This window comes from Streptomyces sp. NPDC006463, assembly GCF_042870715.1.
Taxonomy (GTDB): Bacteria; Actinomycetota; Actinomycetes; order Streptomycetales; family Streptomycetaceae; genus Streptomyces.
Window position 1 is genome coordinate 62380 of record NZ_JBIAHP010000026.1, and the last position, 16774, is coordinate 79153.

Annotated in this window: 18 protein-coding genes; 2 read left to right on the top strand and 16 right to left on the bottom strand. The window is 69.5% G+C overall.

Annotated elements, in window-relative coordinates; translation table 11 throughout:
- Window positions 1–24 precede the first annotated feature (24 nt).
- The 16 genes from ACFYOB_RS34375 to ACFYOB_RS34450 all read right to left on the bottom strand — a co-directional run bounded on the left by ACFYOB_RS34375 (window position 25) and on the right by ACFYOB_RS34450 (window position 14512).
- Window positions 25–765, bottom strand: coding sequence for a type 1 glutamine amidotransferase domain-containing protein (locus tag ACFYOB_RS34375; RefSeq protein WP_388566978.1), 741 nt, complete (start codon window positions 763–765; stop codon window positions 25–27).
- Window positions 766–834: 69 nt separating this feature from the next.
- The gene (locus tag ACFYOB_RS34380; RefSeq protein ID WP_388566980.1) at window positions 835–1578 is read right to left on the bottom strand and encodes an AAA family ATPase; all 744 of its coding nucleotides are present in this window, start codon (window positions 1576–1578) and stop codon (window positions 835–837) included.
- Window positions 1579–2835 carry a PP2C family protein-serine/threonine phosphatase gene (locus ACFYOB_RS34385; RefSeq protein ID WP_388566982.1) on the bottom strand — a complete coding sequence of 419 codons (1257 nt, stop codon included), beginning with the start codon at window positions 2833–2835 and terminating at the stop codon, window positions 1579–1581.
- Entirely contained in the window at window positions 2817–3272 is a 456-nt protein-coding gene (locus ACFYOB_RS34390) for an ATP-binding protein (RefSeq protein WP_388567095.1), read from the bottom strand. Before ACFYOB_RS34390 ends, ACFYOB_RS34385 begins: the two co-directional genes overlap by 19 nt.
- 14 nt (window positions 3273–3286) lie before the next feature.
- A complete protein-coding gene (locus tag ACFYOB_RS34395) occupies window positions 3287–3598 on the bottom strand; it encodes an STAS domain-containing protein (RefSeq protein WP_328924672.1) in 312 nt (103 codons plus the stop codon).
- A gap of 16 nt (window positions 3599–3614) precedes the next feature.
- Window positions 3615–5753 carry a glycogen debranching protein GlgX gene (gene glgX, locus ACFYOB_RS34400; RefSeq protein ID WP_388566984.1) on the bottom strand — a complete coding sequence of 713 codons (2139 nt, stop codon included), beginning with the start codon at window positions 5751–5753 and terminating at the stop codon, window positions 3615–3617.
- Complete coding sequence (locus tag ACFYOB_RS34405) at window positions 5750–6100, bottom strand: STAS domain-containing protein (RefSeq protein WP_388566986.1); 351 nt, start codon at window positions 6098–6100, stop codon at window positions 5750–5752. Before ACFYOB_RS34405 ends, glgX begins: the two co-directional genes overlap by 4 nt.
- 37 nt (window positions 6101–6137) lie before the next feature.
- Window positions 6138–7961 carry an AGE family epimerase/isomerase gene (locus ACFYOB_RS34410; RefSeq protein ID WP_388566988.1) on the bottom strand — a complete coding sequence of 608 codons (1824 nt, stop codon included), beginning with the start codon at window positions 7959–7961 and terminating at the stop codon, window positions 6138–6140.
- 1 nt (window position 7962) lies between these two features.
- Entirely contained in the window at window positions 7963–8442 is a 480-nt protein-coding gene (locus tag ACFYOB_RS34415) for a VOC family protein (protein WP_388566990.1), read from the bottom strand.
- The gene (locus tag ACFYOB_RS34420; RefSeq protein ID WP_388566992.1) at window positions 8442–9053 is read right to left on the bottom strand and encodes a DJ-1/PfpI family protein; all 612 of its coding nucleotides are present in this window, start codon (window positions 9051–9053) and stop codon (window positions 8442–8444) included. The genes ACFYOB_RS34415 and ACFYOB_RS34420 overlap by 1 nt, the downstream gene beginning before the upstream one ends.
- On the bottom strand, window positions 9046–10659 hold the full coding sequence (locus ACFYOB_RS34425) for a GMC family oxidoreductase (RefSeq protein WP_388566994.1): 1614 nt from the start codon (window positions 10657–10659) through the stop codon (window positions 9046–9048). Before ACFYOB_RS34425 ends, ACFYOB_RS34420 begins: the two co-directional genes overlap by 8 nt.
- A gap of 12 nt (window positions 10660–10671) precedes the next feature.
- Window positions 10672–11043, bottom strand: coding sequence for a nuclear transport factor 2 family protein (locus ACFYOB_RS34430; protein WP_388566997.1), 372 nt, complete (start codon window positions 11041–11043; stop codon window positions 10672–10674).
- Window positions 11044–11057: 14 nt separating this feature from the next.
- The gene (locus tag ACFYOB_RS34435) at window positions 11058–11513 is read right to left on the bottom strand and encodes a nuclear transport factor 2 family protein (RefSeq protein ID WP_388566999.1); all 456 of its coding nucleotides are present in this window, start codon (window positions 11511–11513) and stop codon (window positions 11058–11060) included.
- Window positions 11514–11535: 22 nt separating this feature from the next.
- On the bottom strand, window positions 11536–11970 hold the full coding sequence (locus ACFYOB_RS34440) for a nuclear transport factor 2 family protein (RefSeq protein WP_328924681.1): 435 nt from the start codon (window positions 11968–11970) through the stop codon (window positions 11536–11538).
- A gap of 40 nt (window positions 11971–12010) precedes the next feature.
- Window positions 12011–13654, bottom strand: coding sequence for a thiamine pyrophosphate-binding protein (locus tag ACFYOB_RS34445; RefSeq protein ID WP_388567003.1), 1644 nt, complete (start codon window positions 13652–13654; stop codon window positions 12011–12013).
- Window positions 13655–13687: 33 nt separating this feature from the next.
- Complete coding sequence (locus tag ACFYOB_RS34450) at window positions 13688–14512, bottom strand: type 1 glutamine amidotransferase domain-containing protein (protein ID WP_388567006.1); 825 nt, start codon at window positions 14510–14512, stop codon at window positions 13688–13690.
- Window positions 14513–14790: 278 nt separating this feature from the next.
- Here ACFYOB_RS34450 and ACFYOB_RS34455 point away from each other — a divergent pair, with 278 nt between their 5' ends.
- Both ACFYOB_RS34455 and ACFYOB_RS34460 read left to right on the top strand, forming a co-directional pair.
- The gene (locus ACFYOB_RS34455; RefSeq protein ID WP_388567009.1) at window positions 14791–15063 is read left to right on the top strand and encodes a UBP-type zinc finger domain-containing protein; all 273 of its coding nucleotides are present in this window, start codon (window positions 14791–14793) and stop codon (window positions 15061–15063) included.
- Window positions 15060–16772, top strand: coding sequence for an FAD-dependent oxidoreductase (locus ACFYOB_RS34460; RefSeq protein ID WP_388567011.1), 1713 nt, complete (start codon window positions 15060–15062; stop codon window positions 16770–16772). Before ACFYOB_RS34455 ends, ACFYOB_RS34460 begins: the two co-directional genes overlap by 4 nt.
- Window positions 16773–16774: the final 2 nt, after the last annotated feature.

Here is a 16774-nt window from a genome sequence, read left to right on the forward strand (position 1 = left end):
CCGGTGTCGGATGCGGGGGCGGTACTAGCCCTTCGCGAGCTGCGATAAGAACGTCTCGGCGAGGGCCTTGGAGGAGTACGGGTTCTGACCGGTGGTCAGTTTGCGGTCCACGACGACGTGCGAGTCCCAGATCGCCTCGGCCTTCTCGTAGCGGGCGCCGAGCCGGGTGAGCTCGACCTCCAGGATCAGCGGGAGCCGGCCGGCCATGTTGGTGACGAGCTCCTCGCTGTGCGAGAAGGCGGTCATCCGGTAGCCCTCGAAGGGCCAGCGGCCTTCGCCGTCGCGCAGCGCGAGCAGCGAGGTGTGGCCGTGGCACACGGTGGCGAGCGGCTTGTCCTGGGCGATGATCCAGCGCAGGATCTGCGCGAGTTCGTCGGACTTCGGCAGGTCGCCGATCGCGCCGTGACCGCCGCTGACGTACACGCCGTCGTAGTCGGCGATGTCCTTCTCGGTCAGGGACTCCAGCGCGATGGGGGACTTCAGCTGGGGGGTGTTCTCGATGACCCGGACGTACTCGGCGGCGTTGGCCGCGTCCTCGTCCGGCGAGCCCTGCGGCCGGACCCACTGGAGGAACTGGGGATCGATGCTCGTCTGGTCGACGGTCGGAACCTGGCCACCGATCGTCGCGACGTCCACGGCGTGGCCCGCGGCCTTGAACAACGTAAAGGGAACGACGAATTCCTCGGCCCAGAATCCCGAGGGGTGCTGTTCGCCGTCCAGCAGATGGAGCGTGGCCTTGGCCGTCATGACGACGAGAATCTTCATGATTCTCTCCTTGTTCTGGATTCGCTGCCGATTCAACACGGCGCCCGCAAGGGGCGTAAGGGGACGGCGTCAGGCCCGCGATACTTCGTCACGTGCGTCCAACGCCGAGATGATGGTGCGGAATTCACCGACCAGTGGGTGGTCGGGATGAGCTTCTGCGAATATGCGTTCTCCGTACAGCGCCGCCATTTCCGGCGAGTACGGAAGGATTCCGGCCAGCGGTGCGCAGTAGACCTCCTCGGCGCGCCGCCGGGCCTGCACCCGGTCGATGCCCTCGGGGGCCATGCTCAGCACCACGGTCCGCCGGCAGGCCAGGCGCCCCGCGAGGGCGATGGTCTCCTCGACCCCGGAGAGGTCGATCCGGTCGGCCCGGGCCATGATCATCAGTACGTCGGCGCTCGCCATGGCGGTGACCGACTCGTTGTTCAGCCCGGCGTGGGTGTCGAGGAGCAGTACGTCGAGGGCGTAGTGCCCGGCCAGCCGGTCGAACCCCTCCGGGAGCAGACCCACGTCGTAGCCGCTGGTCATGAGCTCGCGCAGGGCCGCGGTGCCGGTCCGGGCCGGTACGACGTACAGCCCGGGCGCGCCCACCTGCTGGGCCGCGGCCTCGATCTCGCAGCGGCCGAGCAGGTAGTCGGCCAGGGAGGCGCCGGGTCCGAGCCGGAACAACAGGTCCAAGGTGGGTGACTGGATGTCGGTGTCCACCACTCCCACCCGGCGCCCCCCGGCCGCGATCAGCAGCGCGAGGTTCGCCAGTACCGAGGACTTGCCCGTCCCACCACGGTGCGAGTGCACCACGATGGTGCGGGTCACCTAGGCCACCACCTTGTGACCGGCACCGTCCGCGTACGGCCCCCGCGCCGCGCGTGGCCGGTGCAGGGCCAGCATGGTGACGTCGTCGTGCTGTTCGGCGGTGCCGGTGTGCTCGCGCACCGCCCAGTCCATCCGGTCGACCACGTCCTTGCCGCTCACCGGGGCGCCGGCGAGCAGTTCCAGCATCCGTTCGTCGCCGAGGAAGCTGCCGTTGGGGCAGCGGGCCTCGGGGACGCCGTCCGTGAAGGCGAAGAGCGTGTCGCCGTGGTCCAGCTGGGCGTAGCCCAGGGTGTACACGCAGTCGGGCAGGACCCCGACGGCCGGGCCGGTGACGTCCAGAGCGACGGGCCGGCTGCCGTCGGCGCGCAGCAGCAGCGGCGGGTTGTGGCCGCCGTTGATGTAGACGAGGCTGCCGGTCAGCGGGTCGAGCACGCCGAAGAACAGGGTGGCGAAGTAGCCCTGGCGCAGGTGGTTGCGGGTGAGGTAGCCGTTGGTGGCGGTGACCGCGTTGAGCAGCGGGGTGGCACCGACCACCGGGATCCGCCGGCTGCCGCCCGCGCGTCCGGCGACCAGGTGCTGCAGGCCGCTGTTCTCCGCGGTGTGCCGCAGCAGCGAGCGGATGAGCGCCATGAAGAGCGCCGCCCCGACCCCCTTGTCGCAGACGTCGGCGACGACGAAGGCGAGCCGGCGACCGCGGGAGATCTCGAAGACGTCGTAGAAGTCGCCGGCGACCTGGCGTGCGGGCCGGAACCGGACGTCGATCTCCCAGCCGTCCGGGACGGGCAGCGATTCGGGCAGGAACCCGGCCTGAATCTCCCGGCCGATCTCCAGCTCCTTCTCGTAGCCCATGAGTTCGGCGCGGGCGTCGGCTTCGCGCAGGGTGCGGCCGAGTCCGGCGCGCTCCGAGCAGCTGTGCAGGCGGGCCCCGACGAGGGTGGGCAGGAAGGGAGGCACGAGGTAGTCGTGCCCGATCCGGACGTGTTCCTCCAGGGCGGCGAACTCGGTCACCGTCCAGACGACCACGATGGGGGCCCCGGCCCAGCGGCGCAGCCGGCGTACGGCCGACCGTACGGACTCCCCGTCCGATTCGGCCGGGGCGAGCAGCACGTCCGCGACGGGCAGCAGCTCCTGCGGGCCTTCCCGGAGCTCCGTCAGCGTGCGGGTGACGAGTTCCGCGTCCATGGTCCGCAGCGCCGTCAGCAGCTCGGGCGGCGGTGGCGGGTACTCGTCGAGGATGATCACGGTCGTGGAGGGCATGGGTCCGTCCCCTCAGCCTTCACTGTCAGCATGCTGATGTTGCGGCCGTCCCTGTGCGCATAGCTGAACTCGTCCACGCTGGTCAGTGCCAGATGGATGCCGAGACCGCCGATCCGCCGGTCCTCGGGGGCGACCCCGGGGTCGGGCGGGAGGCGGCCTTCGACGGGGTCGAAGGCGGGTGCGGCGTCTTCGATGGTGATCTGCACCCCGCCCGGGCCGGAGCGGCCCCGGACGGTGATCCGTCCGTCGCCGCCCCGGTACCCGTGCATCACGATGTTCGTGGCCAGCTCGTCCACGGCCAGCCGGAGCCGGTAGGTGGCGCCCTTGTCCAGGCCCGCCCGTCCGGCCAGCCGCAGCACGAACGAGGCGATCTCGCCCAGTGCCCCCACCGTCGCGGGCACCTCCAGTACGACGAGCGTCCTCGCCAGTTCGACCATCTCACTCACGGTGGTCACTCATCGGAGAGAAGGATGCTGCGGTCGAGCCCAGCCGTCCGGATGGTCCGGGACACGGGCTCGATGGCACCGACCACCTTGATGGTGACGTTGTTCGCGACCTTCTGCTGGGCGAAGACCAGGGAGCGGAGTCCGGCGCTGGCCATGTAGCCGACGCCGGCCATCCTGATCTCGACGGTGCTGGTGCCGTGTCCGGCGGCCTTCTCGATGGTCTGGTGGAAGTCCGGCGCGGTCTTGGCGTCCAGCTCGCCCGTCAGTTCGATCACGGTGGTGTCGCCCTCGATGCTCAGGGACACGGAAAGCGGCATGTCAGGTCTCCTTCGGTCACAGCATCTCGGGATCATTGGTACGGCCCACCAGGATCACGACCGACCGCGGGCCGATCAGGTACTTCCCGGCGTTGTCCAGTTCCTGCTCGGTACCCGGGGTGCGGATGTCGTACGGCGCCTCGGCCCCCGTGTCGGCGAAGAGGTGCCAGCTCCGCCCGCCGGGCAGTGCGGGCAGTTCCAGGTCGTGCGACTCCCAGTGCGAGTTCATGGCCACGTACACCACGTCGTCGTCACCGGCGCCGCAGCGGGCCACCGCGAGCAGCCGGCTCTCGGCCGACCAGTCGGGCTGCCAGGCCCGCTCCCCGTGCCAGCTGATGTCCGGCAGGCCCAGGTTCTCGCGGACCTGTCCGGTGGGGTGGACGGTGGAGCGCAGCTCGCGGTGGTGCTTGCGGAACTCGATCATCTCCCGTGTGAACCGGAGCAGTTCGGCGTTGTCGTCGACCTGGTCCCAGTCGAACCACGAGAGCTCGTTGTCCTGGCAGTACGTGTTGTTGTTGCCCTGCTGGGTGCGTGCGACCTCGTCCCCGGCCAGCAACATCGGGATGCCCTGGCTGGTGAAGAGGATCGCGAGGGCGTTCTTCATCTGGCGCAGCCGCAGCGCGTTGACCTCGGGGTCGTCGGTCGGCCCCTCGGCGCCGCAGTTCCAGCTGGCGTTGTCGTTGCCGCCGTCGTTGTTGTTCTCGCCGTTGGCCTCGTTGTGCTTGTCGTTGTAGGAGACCAGGTCGGCGAGGGTGAAACCGTCGTGCGCCGTCAGGAAGTTGACGGACGCCGAGGTCCCGCGGCTGGAGTAGAGGTCCGGCGAGCCGGCGATGCGGGTGGCCAGTTCGCCGGTCACCCCGGGGTCGCCCTTGAGGAAGCTGCGCACGGTGTCCCGGTACTTGCCGTTCCACTCCGCCCAGCGGCCGTACGCCGGGAAGTTGCCGACCTCGTAGAGGCCGCCCGCGTCCCAGGCCTCGGCGATGAGCTTGGTGTGCCGCAGGACGGGGTCGAAGGCGAGCAGTTCCAGCAGCGGCGGGTTGGGCAGCGGGGTGCCGTCCAGGGCCCGGCCGAGGATGGCCGCGAGGTCGAAGCGGAAGCCGTCGATGTGGTAGTCGGCGACCCAGTGGCGCAGGCAGTCGAGCACGTAGTTGCGCACGACGGGGTGGTTGCAGTTGACCGTGTTGCCCGTGCCGCTGAAGTTGAAGTAGTACCCCTCGGGCGTGAGCATGTAGTACGTGGCGTTGTCGAGCCCCTTGAAGGAGATCGTCGGCCCGTGCTCGTTGCCCTCGGCGGTGTGGTTGAAGACGACGTCGAGGATGACCTCGATGCCGGCGGCGTGCAGGTCCTTGATCAGGGTGCGGAACTCGTCACCCTGCATCCCGTACCGTCCGGTGGCCGCGTAGCCGGCCTTCGGCGCGAAGAACGAGACGGTGTTGTAGCCCCAGTAGTCGAAGAGCTTCTCGCCGGTCTCCGGGTTGGAGCGCGGGTTGTCGCTCTCGTCGAACTCGAACACGGGGAGCAGCTCGATGCAGTTCACCCCGAGGTCCTTGAGGTACGGGATCTTCTCGCGCAGCCCCGCGAAGGTGCCGGGGGCGGTGACGCCCGAGGAGGGGTGCCGGGTGAAGCCGCGCACGTGGGTCTCGTAGACGACGAGGTCCTCGGCGGGGATGCCCAGCGGGGTGTCGTCGCCCCAGTCGAAGTCCTGGAGGCAGACCCGGGAGCGGTACTGGTAGCCGCGGCTGCGGTCCGGCTCCACGCCCCACACGTCGCGGCCGGCGATCAGCCGGGCGTACGGATCGGAGAGCACCTGCCGGGCGTCGAAGCGGTGGCCGGTGACCGGGTCGTACGGGCCGTCGGCCCGGTACCCGTACTCGATGTTCTCGTGGTCGAGGCCGAAGACCGTCATGGCGAAGACGCTGCCGGTGCGGAATTCCTCAGGGAACTCCAGCTCGGCCATCGGCTCGGGCTCTCCGCGCTTGTAGATGACCAGGGTCATGGAGGTGGCCTGGTCGGAGAAGACGGAGAAGCTGACCCCGCCGGGGACCACGTTGGCCCCGAAGGGGAACGGTTTGCCGGCGCGGACGCGGTACCCGCCCACCTCGTGGGTCGGGTACGCGTCGACGCGCAGGACCTGCTCGGACTGGGCCTCGCTCATCGCGCGGCCCTGGCCTTGGCCTTGGCGGCCGCGGCGGCGGCCTCGCCGGTCTCGAAGAAGTCGAGGAACCCGGTGGCCGACATGACGAACCGGACTTCCTCGCTCACCCCGTAGAGGGTGACGGCGACGCCGGCGTGCTGCGCCTCGCGGTAGACGACGAGCAGGGTGCGCAGGCCCGCGCTGGAGACGTAGGTGACCGCCGTGAGGTCGATCTTCAGCGGCTTGCCCTCACGGACCAGCGGCAGCAGGGCCTGGAGCAGCGCTCCGGATGTCTCGCTGTTGATCTCACCGGTGGCGACGAGCACGGTGCCCGTCTTGTTCCGGCGTTCCTTGACGTTGAGAGTCATTGCATTCCCCTCTGGTTGGGGCGCCCCCCGTTGAGCGCTACTTCTTGGCCACTGGACGCAGCCGGACCTTGACCTTCACCCGCCCCTGGACATCGGGCAGCCGTACGGTGAGGGCTTCGGCGTCGAAGTCCGTGTACGGCTTCTCGTCGATCTCGACGGACGCGATCCGCACCGAGCCGGCCGGGAGCAGGTCGGGCGAGACGCGCAGGACACGGTCGGGCAGGTTGGTCGGGTCGGGCTGGAAGTGGAAGTCCATCTCCCGGCCGTTGATCAGGAGGTTGTTGTAGACGGCGGAGAGGTAGCAGAGCTCCGCCGAGTGGTACATGGACATCGAGTGGCTGCCCTTGAGCCGCTCGGTGCCGAGCAGGTACGGCGTACCGCTGGCGAGCACGTTGAAGTAGACGGCGCCCTCGTCGTGGTCGAGGAAGAAGGTGTTGTAGAACGCCTGCGCCTGCCGGGCCTCGCGCAGGTTCGCCTCGCCGCCGACCGTGCCGTTCAGGATGAGGTAGGCGAGGATCGCCTGCTCCTGCTGCCACCAGGCCTTGCGGTCGTGCCAGGCGAAACGATACGTCTCCTGGTCACCGGACTTGACCCGCTCGACGACGTCGTACCAGCCGCCGCGCTGCACGTCGCTGCCGACCGCCGGCATGATCTCGCCGATCTTCTTGGCGAGCTCCTCGTACGCCGGCTTGGCCTTCAGCGAGTTCATCCGCATCAGGTTCCAGGCGATCTTCAGGTTGTGGCCGACGACGGCGCGGTCCTGCTGCCAGCTGTGCGCCTTGTCGTGCGACCAGTCGCGGTTGAAGCGCTCCTGGACGAAGGGGCTGTTCTTGTAGTCCGGGAACTTGTCCGCGATGGTGTCGAAGGTGTACTCGAGGAAGTCGGCGTACTTCTGGTCGCCGGTCGCCAGGTACAGGTTGATCAGGTACGCGGGCGCGTGGTCGCCGACCGAGTTCCAGTTCTTGCGCTCGGCGTTCTCACCGAGGGACTCGTGGTCGGCGCTGAAGAGGATCGGGTCGATGTGCGAGTAGTAGCCGCCCTGCTCCGGGTCGAAGAAGAACTTGTCGAACAGCCGGATGGTGGCGTCCGCGTCGTTCTTGATGCGGATGTCACCGGTGACGCGGTACGTCTGGATGGGGCCGGCCAGCGCGTAGATCTGCTCGTACATCGGGATCGCGTCGTAGTCGTCGGAGAACTCCGAGGTGAACAGCTTGCGCTCGCTGTCCCCGTCGACGCTGATGCCGTGGTACCAGAAGACCACGTCCTCCTCGCTGTCCACGACCCGCATGTGCTTGCGCAGGTACTCGGTGCCGCGCTCGGCGACCTCCAGGTACTCGTCCTTGCCGGTCAGCAGGTAGGCCGAGGCCATGCCGTAGACCAGGCGGGAGATCGTGTCGGTCTCCTGGACGTGGCTCGCGGTCTTGTCACCGCCGAGCCGGATCTCGGTGCGGTACTCGGTGAAGTCCACCGGCCCGTCGCCGAACTGCGCCCGCTTGTAGAAGTCGGCCAGCGACTCGATCTGCTTGATCCACCAGCTGGGTTCCTCGAAGCGGTAGTCCTCGGCGCCGCGGCCCAGGAAGACCAGGCGCTTGGCGTCGAAGCGCCCGCCGTGCTCCGGGTAGTGGATTCCGTAGACGAAGAGGAACCGGCCGGGCGAGAGCATCTCGTCGATGTGCCCGGAGGCGTCGATGTAGGGCTCGTCCAGGTTGCGTACCAGCTCGGCGCTGGGGTCACCGGCGAGCGAGACGTCGAACGCACGCCCGTCGGAGGTCTTCAGACCCAGCACGCGCGAGCCGGAGTCGAAGCGGGTGACGTATCCGGCGATGGTGTCGGAGAAGGAGAAGCTCACGGCATCCGCCATGTCATGCACCGTCCTTGTCGTGAGAGCCCTCGTGAGTACGGTCGTGAGTGCGGTCGTCCTCGTATCCCTGGCTGACTTCGACGATCACTCCGTCGGGGTCGCGGATCCACACGGTCCGCCAGCCGCAGATGAAGTCGTCGAAGTCCAGCGGCCCCAGGGTCACTTCGGCCGCGTCGCCCAGCTCGGCCAGGAACGCGTCCACGCTGTCGGTCTGGAAGGCCAGGTGGCGCATCCGCCCCGGGGCCTGCGGCCCGTCTCCCCCGGCTGCCGCCGGGGGGACCCCCAGCCCCGGGCGGGCCGGTTCGGCGCCGGCCGCGAAGAGCTCCAGGTACGCGTCCCCCTTGCGCAGGAACACGATCTGGGCCTCCCCCAGGTCGACCACCCGGGCCCGGGTGAAGCCGAAGTACCGGGTGTAGAACTCCTCGGTGGTCTTCTGGTCCGTGCAGTTCAGGCCCACGTGCGACCAGACCAGCCCGGCCATCAGCCCTGCCCCCGGCCCCGCCCGGCCGCGATCAGCTCGATGATCCGGCGGGCGAAGAGGTGGTGGTGGGCGCCGGTGCGGCCGGTGACCAGGTCCCCGTCGACGACGACGTCCTCGTCGACGTACTCTCCGCCCATGTTGCGGACGTCACCTATGAGGTTGTTGTGGCAGACCACCTTGCGGCCGCGGATCTTGCCGGGGATCGAGGAGGCCAGCCACATGCCGTGGCAGATGATGCCCTTCAGGACCGTCGGCTCCTCGAAGGCCCGGCGCAGCAGCTCCGTCGCCGGGGCCAGCCGGTCCACGTCCTCGGTGTAGCGCAGCCGGTCGGCCACCATGCCCGAGGGCACGATGATCGCCGAGTAGCGGCGCAGGTCCTCATCGCTCAGCCCCTCCAGGGACTGGCTGGCGGTGAAGGGCGCCCGGTACTCGTGGCCGGAGAAGGTGATGGAGTCGTTGCCCCACAGCCGGGTCAGGAAGTCGACCTCGGCGCCCTCCTCCGCGAACCGGTGCTGGTAGTAGAAGATCTCCGGCTCGTAGAAGTCGCTCTCGACCAGGACCGCGATGCGGGTCCCGCTCAGCGCGCCCTCGCGCAGTACGGCATCAGGCACGGGACACCCCCTTCAGGAAGTCCGCCGCGCGCTCGGCGATCATCGCGATGGCGGTGTGGCAGTTGCCCGACGGGACCGCGGGCATCACGCTCGCGTCGACGACGCGCAGGTTCCGTACGCCGTGCACCCGCAGCTCGGGGTCGACGACGGAGAGGTCGTCGATGCCCATCCGGCAGGAGCCGGCCTGGTGGTGGTAGCTCTCCGACTTCTGCTTCGCGAAGGTGCGCAGGTCGTCGTCGGTCACGGTGCCCGGCCCGGGCTGCAGCTCCTGCTTGTACCAGGGCGAGAAGGCGGAGGTCGCGAAGATCTCCCGGGCGATCTTGATGCCCTGCACCATCCGCTCCAGGTCCCACCGGTCGCCCAGGTAGTTCGGGTTGATCAGCGGGTGGGCCAGCGGGTCGGCGCTGGCGAGCTTGATCCAGCCGCGTGAGACGGGCCGTACGACACCGGGCAGGATGGACACCGTGTTCGGGTGGTCCTGGCCGACGATCACGTCGAAGGGCACGTGGACGAAGGCGATCTGCAGGTCCGGCGCGGGCAGTCCCGGCCGGGAGGACAGGAACAGAGCGCTCTCCGACAGGTTCTGCGCCGGCGGCGGGAGCTCCTGGGTGACCTCGGCCATCAGACCGGTCAGGACGTGGTTGTGGAAGTTCTCGCCGACCCCGGGCAGGGCCGCGGTGACCTCGATGCCGTGTTCGCGCAGCTGGTGCGGGTGCCCGATGCCGGAGAGCAGCAGCAGCTTCGGGGATTCGATCGCCCCGGCGGCCACGATCACCTCCCGGCGGGCCCGTACGGTGTGCGGGCCGGGCTCGGCGGGGGCGCTGTGGCTGTCGCGGACGCTGCGGCCCGGGAACTCGGCGGGGGCCTGGAGCTGGACGTACTCGACGCCCGTGCAGGTGTCCCCGTCGAACAGCAGTCGGGTGCTCTGCGCACTGGTGCGCAGCGTCAGGTTGGAGCGGTCGAGCGCGGGCTCCAGGTACGCGGCGAGGGTGCCCTGGCGGCGGCCGTCGGCCACGTCGATGTGGTGCCAGCCGGTGCCGAAGAGGCCGCGGCGGGGACCGTCGGTGTTGAAGTCGGCGATCTCCTCGTGCCCCAGCTCGACGGCCGCGTCGATGAAGGCGCGGGAGACCGGGTTCGGGCCGTGCTGCCCGGCGTTGGTGATGCGCTGCGGGCCGCGGGTGCCGGTGGTGGCGGCGGTGGCGTCCTCCTGGCCCTCCAGGAGGGCGAAGTACGGGAGCACGTCCTCGTACGCCCAGCCGGCCGCGCCCTGGTAGGCCCAGTTGTCGAAGTCCGAGGCGTGGCCCCGGATGTGCATCATGATGTAGAGGTTGCTGCTGCCGCCGGGGGCCTTGCCGCGCGGTTCGTACGTGCGGCGGCCGCCCAGGCCGGGCTGCGGGGTGCTGGTGTAGCCCCAGTCCACGGGCCCGCCGAGCAGCTTGTACCAGGAGGACGGGTCGTCCACCTCGGGCGGGATCCGCGATCCGCCCGCCTCCAGGACGAGGACGGTGACGTCCGGGTCCTCGGAGAGGCGGCTCGCCAGCACGCTGCCCGCGGTGCCGGATCCCACGACGACGTAGTCGTACTCTTCGGTCTCGGAGACACCCACGAGATCTCCCCCTCAGCCCTGGCTCAGGACCTGGAAGGGGACGGTGTCGTGGTAGTTCGCCATGTAGGCGATCTTCCCGTCCGTGATCCGGAAGAAGTTCATGACCTCGGCCTCGATGGACTCTCCCGAGGCGCTGACCGCGGTCAGGTGGGAGACGGCCGCGGCCTTCTCCCCGTCGACGAGGAAGTGCACGGGCTCGTTCCGGAAGACCCGGTACATGGTGCCCATGCCCTTCATCATCGAGCGCAGCAGTTCGAGGCCCTCGATGTGGCCGGCCAGCTGCTCGTCCATGACCTGGTCGTCGGCGAACAGGTCGCACCAGCGGTCCCAGTCCCCCGCGTTGGCGTACTCGTAGTACTTCGTGAGAATCTCTCGCGGTTCCATGGCGTCACTCATCCCTATCGGTCCCTGCGGGTTCCGTCCGGCGCGAACGGCGCCCAGAACTGGCTGAAGGCGGACGCCGTGTCGCCGAAGAGCCCGTCGCGACCCTCGACGATCCGGCCGTCCCGCCACCGCATGAAGTGGAAGACCGGGTAGTCCATCCGCTCGTACGGGGACCGGCTGTCCTCGGCCGCGCCGTCCCGCAGGGCGACGTTGCGGCACACGTCGGCGGAGCAGTCCTCGCCGACGAGCACCGCTTCCAGGTCCATCCGGAAGGTGCCGCCCGTGAGCTTGTGTGTCTGCCCCATCAGCTCCAGGAAGGCGTCCAGGCTCTCGTACCAGCCGGCGAGCGGGTGGTTGCCCGGTACCAGCCAGCGCAGGTCCTCGGAGTAGTACTCCAGGATGCGCGCCCGGTCGCCGGAGCCCAGCGCGGCGTAGGCCGCCTGCACCCGCTCCCGTGTCACTTCGGTCATCGTGGCTTCTCCTTCGCCGGCGTCAGAGGGAGCCGGAACCGGGCATCGGCGCCAGGTCGTTGACGGTGTACTGCTTGATCAGCGGTCCGTCGGGACCGGCGACCACGGTCCAGGTCTGGTCGGCGTCGAAGCCGAGCCACTGGCTGCGCGCCGCCGGCGGGTCCCAGATCTTGGCCTGCCAGTTGACGAGCACCCGGACGATCGCCCGGTCGCCCTCGATGACGGGCTCCACCTTCGTGACCGTGTGCACCTCGTCGAAGAACCGGTTGGTGACGGCCTCGTACCAGCGGCCGAAGCCCTGGTGGCCGAGGAAGGTGTCCTCGGGGACCTTGAACTCCAGGTCCTCGGTGATCAGGGCGAGCACCTCGTCCAGCCCTACGTGCCTGTCCAGCGCCACGTACCAGTCCTCGGCGAAACTGCGGATCGCGTCCTCGGTCAACTGCCGCTCGGCGGGCATGCGGTCTCCTCCTGTTCCGTGTGCTGCGTGACTGCTCTGGTCAGATCTGGATGTCGACGAGGAACGGACCGGGGTGGGCCAGCATCCGGCTCACGGCGGCGGCCGCCTCGTCCGGCTTCTCCACCCGCGTCCCGCCGGCGCCGAGCGACCGCGCCAGCCCGGCGAAGTCGATCTCGGGGTGGGAGAGGTCGAAGGAGCCGGGGAATCCGTGCTCGGGGATGTCCCGCTCCCGCCAGTACTGGGCGATGTTGTCGTCCAGCAGCCGGTACTTGTGGTTGTTGCAGACCACGAACTTGGCCTCGATGCCGTGCCGGGCCGCCGTCCACAGCGCCTGGTAGGTGTACATCGACCCGCCGTCGCCCGCGAAGCCGACGACGAGCCGGTCCGGGCGGGCGAGCTTGGCGCCGACCGCGCCCGGGAAGCCCACGCCCAGCGAACCGCCCCGGGTGAGGTGGTAGTCGCCCGGGCGCTCCGCCGGCAGGTACTTGGTGACCAGCGGGGAGGTGGTCAGCGCCTCGTCGAAGACGATCAGGTCCCCGCCGGTGCGCTCGGCCAGGGTCCGCAGGAAGACGGCCATCGGCGTGCCGTCGTCCGTCTGCGCCTGCCCGTCGCGGACCCGTTCCCGGGTCCGTACGTCGAGCCGGGCTGCCGCGGCCGCCCGCCGCTGCGGGGTCAGCCGGTGTTCCAGTACGCCGGCCAGGGCGCGCAGCGCCTGCTTGGGATCCGCGGCGAGGCCGAGGTCCACCGGGTGGTTCTTGGCGATCTCATAGGCGTTGAGGTCGATGTGGACGACCTTCGCGCCCTCCCGGAAGGGGCTCTCCAGCTCGGGGAACACCTCCGGGAAGACATAGGTGCCGACGATCAGCACCCCGTCGGCGTCCCCCACGAGGTCCTTGCTGTGCGGGCCGAACATGTGGCCCGTCTGGCCCCGCCGCAGCGGGTGCGAGGCGGCGATGTTGACCTCGGAGGAGTCGACCTCGTACACGTCGGCCCCCAGCAGCTCGGCGACCGCCGCCAGTTCGTTCTGCGCCCCGGAGAGCGAGACCCCGTCCCCGATGAGGACGACCGGCCGCTCGGCGGAGGCGAGCAGCTCGGCCGCCCGCCCCACCGAGGCCGGCGAGGGCGCCACGTCCGTGAGCGGCACCGTGGCGGGCAGGACGGGCTCGGAGTTGAGCTCGTCCAGCACGTCCATCGGCAGCGCCACGAACACGGGCCCGCGGGGCGGGGTGAGCGCGATCTTCACGGCCCGCCGGATGGTGCGGAGCACGGAGTGCCGGTCGGTGACCCGGGTCGCGTACTTCGTCACCGGCTTGGCCATCGCCACCAGGTCGGACGCCATCTGCGCATCCATGGCGTCGTAGCGCACCCCGGCGTCACCGGCGACCACGACCAGCGGGGTGTGGCCGCGCAGCGACTGGTAGAGCATGCCGATGCCGTTGCCCAGCCCCACCCCCGAGTGCAGCTGGAGGAGCGCCGCGCCGCCGGTCGCCCGGGCGTATCCGTCGGCGATACCGGCGGCCACGGTCTCCTGGAGGGCGAGGATGTACTGGAAGTCCTCCGCCGCGTCCACCGCGTCGAGGAATCCCTGTTCCACCGTCCCAGGATTTCCGAACATCACATTCAGGCCGTCGGCCTTGAACTGCTCGATCAGCCTTTCCCGTCCGGGAGTGGCTCCGGTGTTCATCGAACTCCCCCTCATTCCCACGAGTTGCCGGAATTACCAGCCGTAACGGGTGAGACCGTCCTCCAGGACTTCCACGATCTTCTGTCCCGTGAGGTACGAGTCAGGGGTGGACCGTCCGGTCACGAACGGGAAGTCGACGACGACCGAGACCGGCTTGCCGAAATTCCCGTGGTACGCGCCGCGCGGGCCCGTGGCGTCGCGCAGGATGTACTCCAGCGGATACGGCGGCGGCCCCATGTTGAAGTCGGTACCGAGGAATCCGGTGCCGTCCTTGTAGTCGTACTCCTTGCAGTGGCCGGTCACGTGCTTGCCCCAGATGATGCTCCGGCGGTCGCTCCAGTCCCGGGCGAAGGCCAGGCAGGCGACCCCGTAGCACTCCGCGGCCACGACCTTGCCGGCCTTCTTGAAGGCCAGGATCAGGGCGTGCACGCGCTCGTTGTTGGCGAGGTCGGCGATCGGGCCGCTGCCGCCGACGATGAGGATCGCGTCGTACCCGGCGATGTCGGCGTCGAGCTTGTCCAGGTCGCGGTGGTACTGCTCCAGCTTCCGCAGATAGCCCTCGTCGCTCGTGTACGGGCGCTCCGGGACCCACGCCTCGATGTCGAGCGGCGAGTCCAGCCGGTTCGACTGCTCGAACTCCCGGCCCAGCCGGGCGTTCTCCTCGGTGGTGACCGAGCGTCCCAGTGGAGGATCGATGTAGTTCGCGTCGAGGCTCGGCGGAAGAGCGTGTGCACGCTTTCCGGTCGGCGTGGCGAATATGACCTCGTAGCCCCGCTCATCGAACTTCGATACGGGCCCTATCAGTTCTTCGGCCCAGTAACCGTGTTCGGAGACAATGACCAGAATCTTTCTGCTCACGTATTCCTCCAGGCGCCGCCTGTTGTCGTTGGCGTCCCCCACACTGGCCGCGCCCGGAGCCTTCGTCAAAGCGCCGGTGTGCGACTTCGTGAGGTAGCCGCCCACCTCATGGGGGCACCTCAGGAAGTCGTCTCCCGACATCATGAAGTAGCTTCAGGACTACCTGACTTCGGCCGAATCGGTGAACCATTACCAAGGCCGCGCCCTATCGTCTGGACGCGCCGTGAATCACGGGCGCGCGGAGTACGAGACCGTCGAGAAGAAGAGGGACGGGGACGATGACGATGGACCTGTTGTGCACCCACATCGATCGGATACGTCCGGTGAAGCCCGGAACCGAGGGCTGCGAGGAGTGCCTCATCGCCGGTGACAGCTGGGTGCACCTGCGGATGTGCCTCAGCTGCGGGCACGTCGGATGCTGCGACTCCTCGAAGAACCGTCACGCCACCCGCCACTACCGCACCACCGAGCACCCCATCGCGGCCTCGCACGAGCCCGGCGAGGACTGGGCGTGGTGCTACGCCGACAAGCTGATGCTGGACATGGCGTGAGCGCGGCCCCGGAGAGCGCGGCCGTCACGGCCGCCGGCGAGCACGTGGAGAACAAGAAGCCGGTCATCCTGGCCGTGGACGACGACCCCCAGGTGCTCCGCGCCGTCCGCCGTGACCTGCGCAGCGCCTACGGCGACCGCTACCGGGTGCTCGGTGCCTCCTCGGCCGCCGACGCCCTGAAGATCCTGGACTCCCTCGACGAGCGCGGCCACGACCCGGCGCTGTTCCTCGTGGACCAGCGGATGCCCGACGTCACCGGCGTCGAGTTCCTGCTGGAGGCGGTCAGCCGCTTCCCGGACGCCCGCCGCGTGCTGCTGACCGCGTACGCGGAGACCGACGCGGCGATCACCGCCATCAACCGGGTCCGGCTGGACTACTACCTGCTCAAGCCGTGGGACCCGCCGCACGAGCGGCTCTTCCCGGTCCTGGACGACCTGCTGTCGGACTGGCTGGCCACCTACCGGCCCGCGTACGACGGAATCATCGTCGCCGGCCACCTGGTCTCCCCCGGCACCCACGCCGTGCGGGACTTCTTCACGCGCAACGGCCAGCCGTTCCGCTTCCTCAACGTGGAGCGGGACCCCGAGGCGCTGACCCTGATCGCCGCCCAGCCCGACGCGGCGCTCCCGCTGGTCCGCTTCCCGGACGGATCGGTGCTCTCCGCGCCCACCGACACCGAGCTCGCCCAGCGCCTGGGCCTGGCGACCACCGCCTCCCGGCCCCACTACGAGTGCGTCATCGTCGGCGCGGGGCCCGCGGGCCTGGCGGCCGGGGTGTACGCGGCCTCCGAGGGCCTGTCGACGCTGATGCTGGACTCCCGCGCCCCGGGCGGCCAGGCCGGCACCTCCAGCCTGATCGAGAACTACCTCGGCTTCCCCTCGGGCCTCTCGGGCGGCGACCTGACCCGCCGCGCCACCATCCAGGCCTCCCGGTTCGGAGCCGAGATCCTGCACCCGGTGGAGGTGGTCTCGCTGACCCGGGACGACCCGGCGAAGATCCTCACCCTGGCCGACGGCACGGAGATCTCCGCCGAGACGGTCCTGCTGGCCACGGGGGTCTCGTACAACCGCCTCGACGCGCCCGGCGCGGACCGCTTCGAGGGAGCCGGTCTCTACTACGGCGCGGCCACGACCGAGAGCTCGGCGTGCATCTCGCAGCACGTGTTCATCGTGGGCGGGGCCAACTCGGCCGGCCAGGCCGCGGTGCACTTCGCCAAGTACGCCGCCCGCGTGACCATCCTGGTCCGCGCGGCCTCGCTGGACGCGAGCATGTCCCGCTACCTGATCGACGAGATCGACCGCACCCCGAACATCGAGGTGAAGGTCCGTACGACGGTGGTCCGGCTGGACGGCGACGAGCACCTCGAACGGCTGACCCTGCACGACGGGGAGACGGGCGAGGACACGGAGGTCCCGGCCCGCTTCATGTTCACCTTCATCGGCGCCCGCCCGCACACCGACTGGCTCTCGGAGGTCGTCGAGCGGGACGAGTACGGCTTCGTCCTCACCGGCTCGGACCTGATCGCGAACGGTGGCGAGCTCCCGGCGGAGTGGAGTCTGGAACGGGCCCCCTACCCGCTGGAGACCAGTGTCCCGGGCGTGTTCGCGGCGGGCGACGTACGGGCCCACTCGGTGAAGCGGGTCGCGTCGGGCGTGGGCGAGGGCGCGATGGCGGTCAACCTGATCCACCGCTACCGCTCGATGGGCTGAGA

Bases quoted from the DNA above. Each gene is read 5' to 3' on its own strand.
- ACFYOB_RS34375 (WP_388566978.1), bottom strand. From the start codon at position 765: ATGAAGATTCTCGTCGTCATGACGGCCAAGGCCACGCTCCATCTGCTG.
- ACFYOB_RS34385 (WP_388566982.1), bottom strand. From the start codon at position 2,835: ATGCCCTCCACGACCGTGATCATCCTCGACGAGTACCCGCCACCGCCG.
- ACFYOB_RS34390 (WP_388567095.1), bottom strand. From the start codon at position 3,272: ATGGTCGAACTGGCGAGGACGCTCGTCGTACTGGAGGTGCCCGCGACG.
- ACFYOB_RS34395 (WP_328924672.1), bottom strand. From the start codon at position 3,598: ATGCCGCTTTCCGTGTCCCTGAGCATCGAGGGCGACACCACCGTGATC.
- glgX (WP_388566984.1), bottom strand. From the start codon at position 5,753: ATGAGCGAGGCCCAGTCCGAGCAGGTCCTGCGCGTCGACGCGTACCCG.
- ACFYOB_RS34405 (WP_388566986.1), bottom strand. From the start codon at position 6,100: ATGACTCTCAACGTCAAGGAACGCCGGAACAAGACGGGCACCGTGCTC.
- ACFYOB_RS34410 (WP_388566988.1), bottom strand. From the start codon at position 7,961: ATGGCGGATGCCGTGAGCTTCTCCTTCTCCGACACCATCGCCGGATAC.
- ACFYOB_RS34415 (WP_388566990.1), bottom strand. From the start codon at position 8,442: ATGGCCGGGCTGGTCTGGTCGCACGTGGGCCTGAACTGCACGGACCAG.
- ACFYOB_RS34430 (WP_388566997.1), bottom strand. From the start codon at position 11,043: ATGGAACCGCGAGAGATTCTCACGAAGTACTACGAGTACGCCAACGCG.
- ACFYOB_RS34435 (WP_388566999.1), bottom strand. From the start codon at position 11,513: ATGACCGAAGTGACACGGGAGCGGGTGCAGGCGGCCTACGCCGCGCTG.
- ACFYOB_RS34440 (WP_328924681.1), bottom strand. From the start codon at position 11,970: ATGCCCGCCGAGCGGCAGTTGACCGAGGACGCGATCCGCAGTTTCGCC.
- ACFYOB_RS34445 (WP_388567003.1), bottom strand. From the start codon at position 13,654: ATGAACACCGGAGCCACTCCCGGACGGGAAAGGCTGATCGAGCAGTTC.
- ACFYOB_RS34455 (WP_388567009.1), top strand. From the start codon at position 14,791: ATGACGATGGACCTGTTGTGCACCCACATCGATCGGATACGTCCGGTG.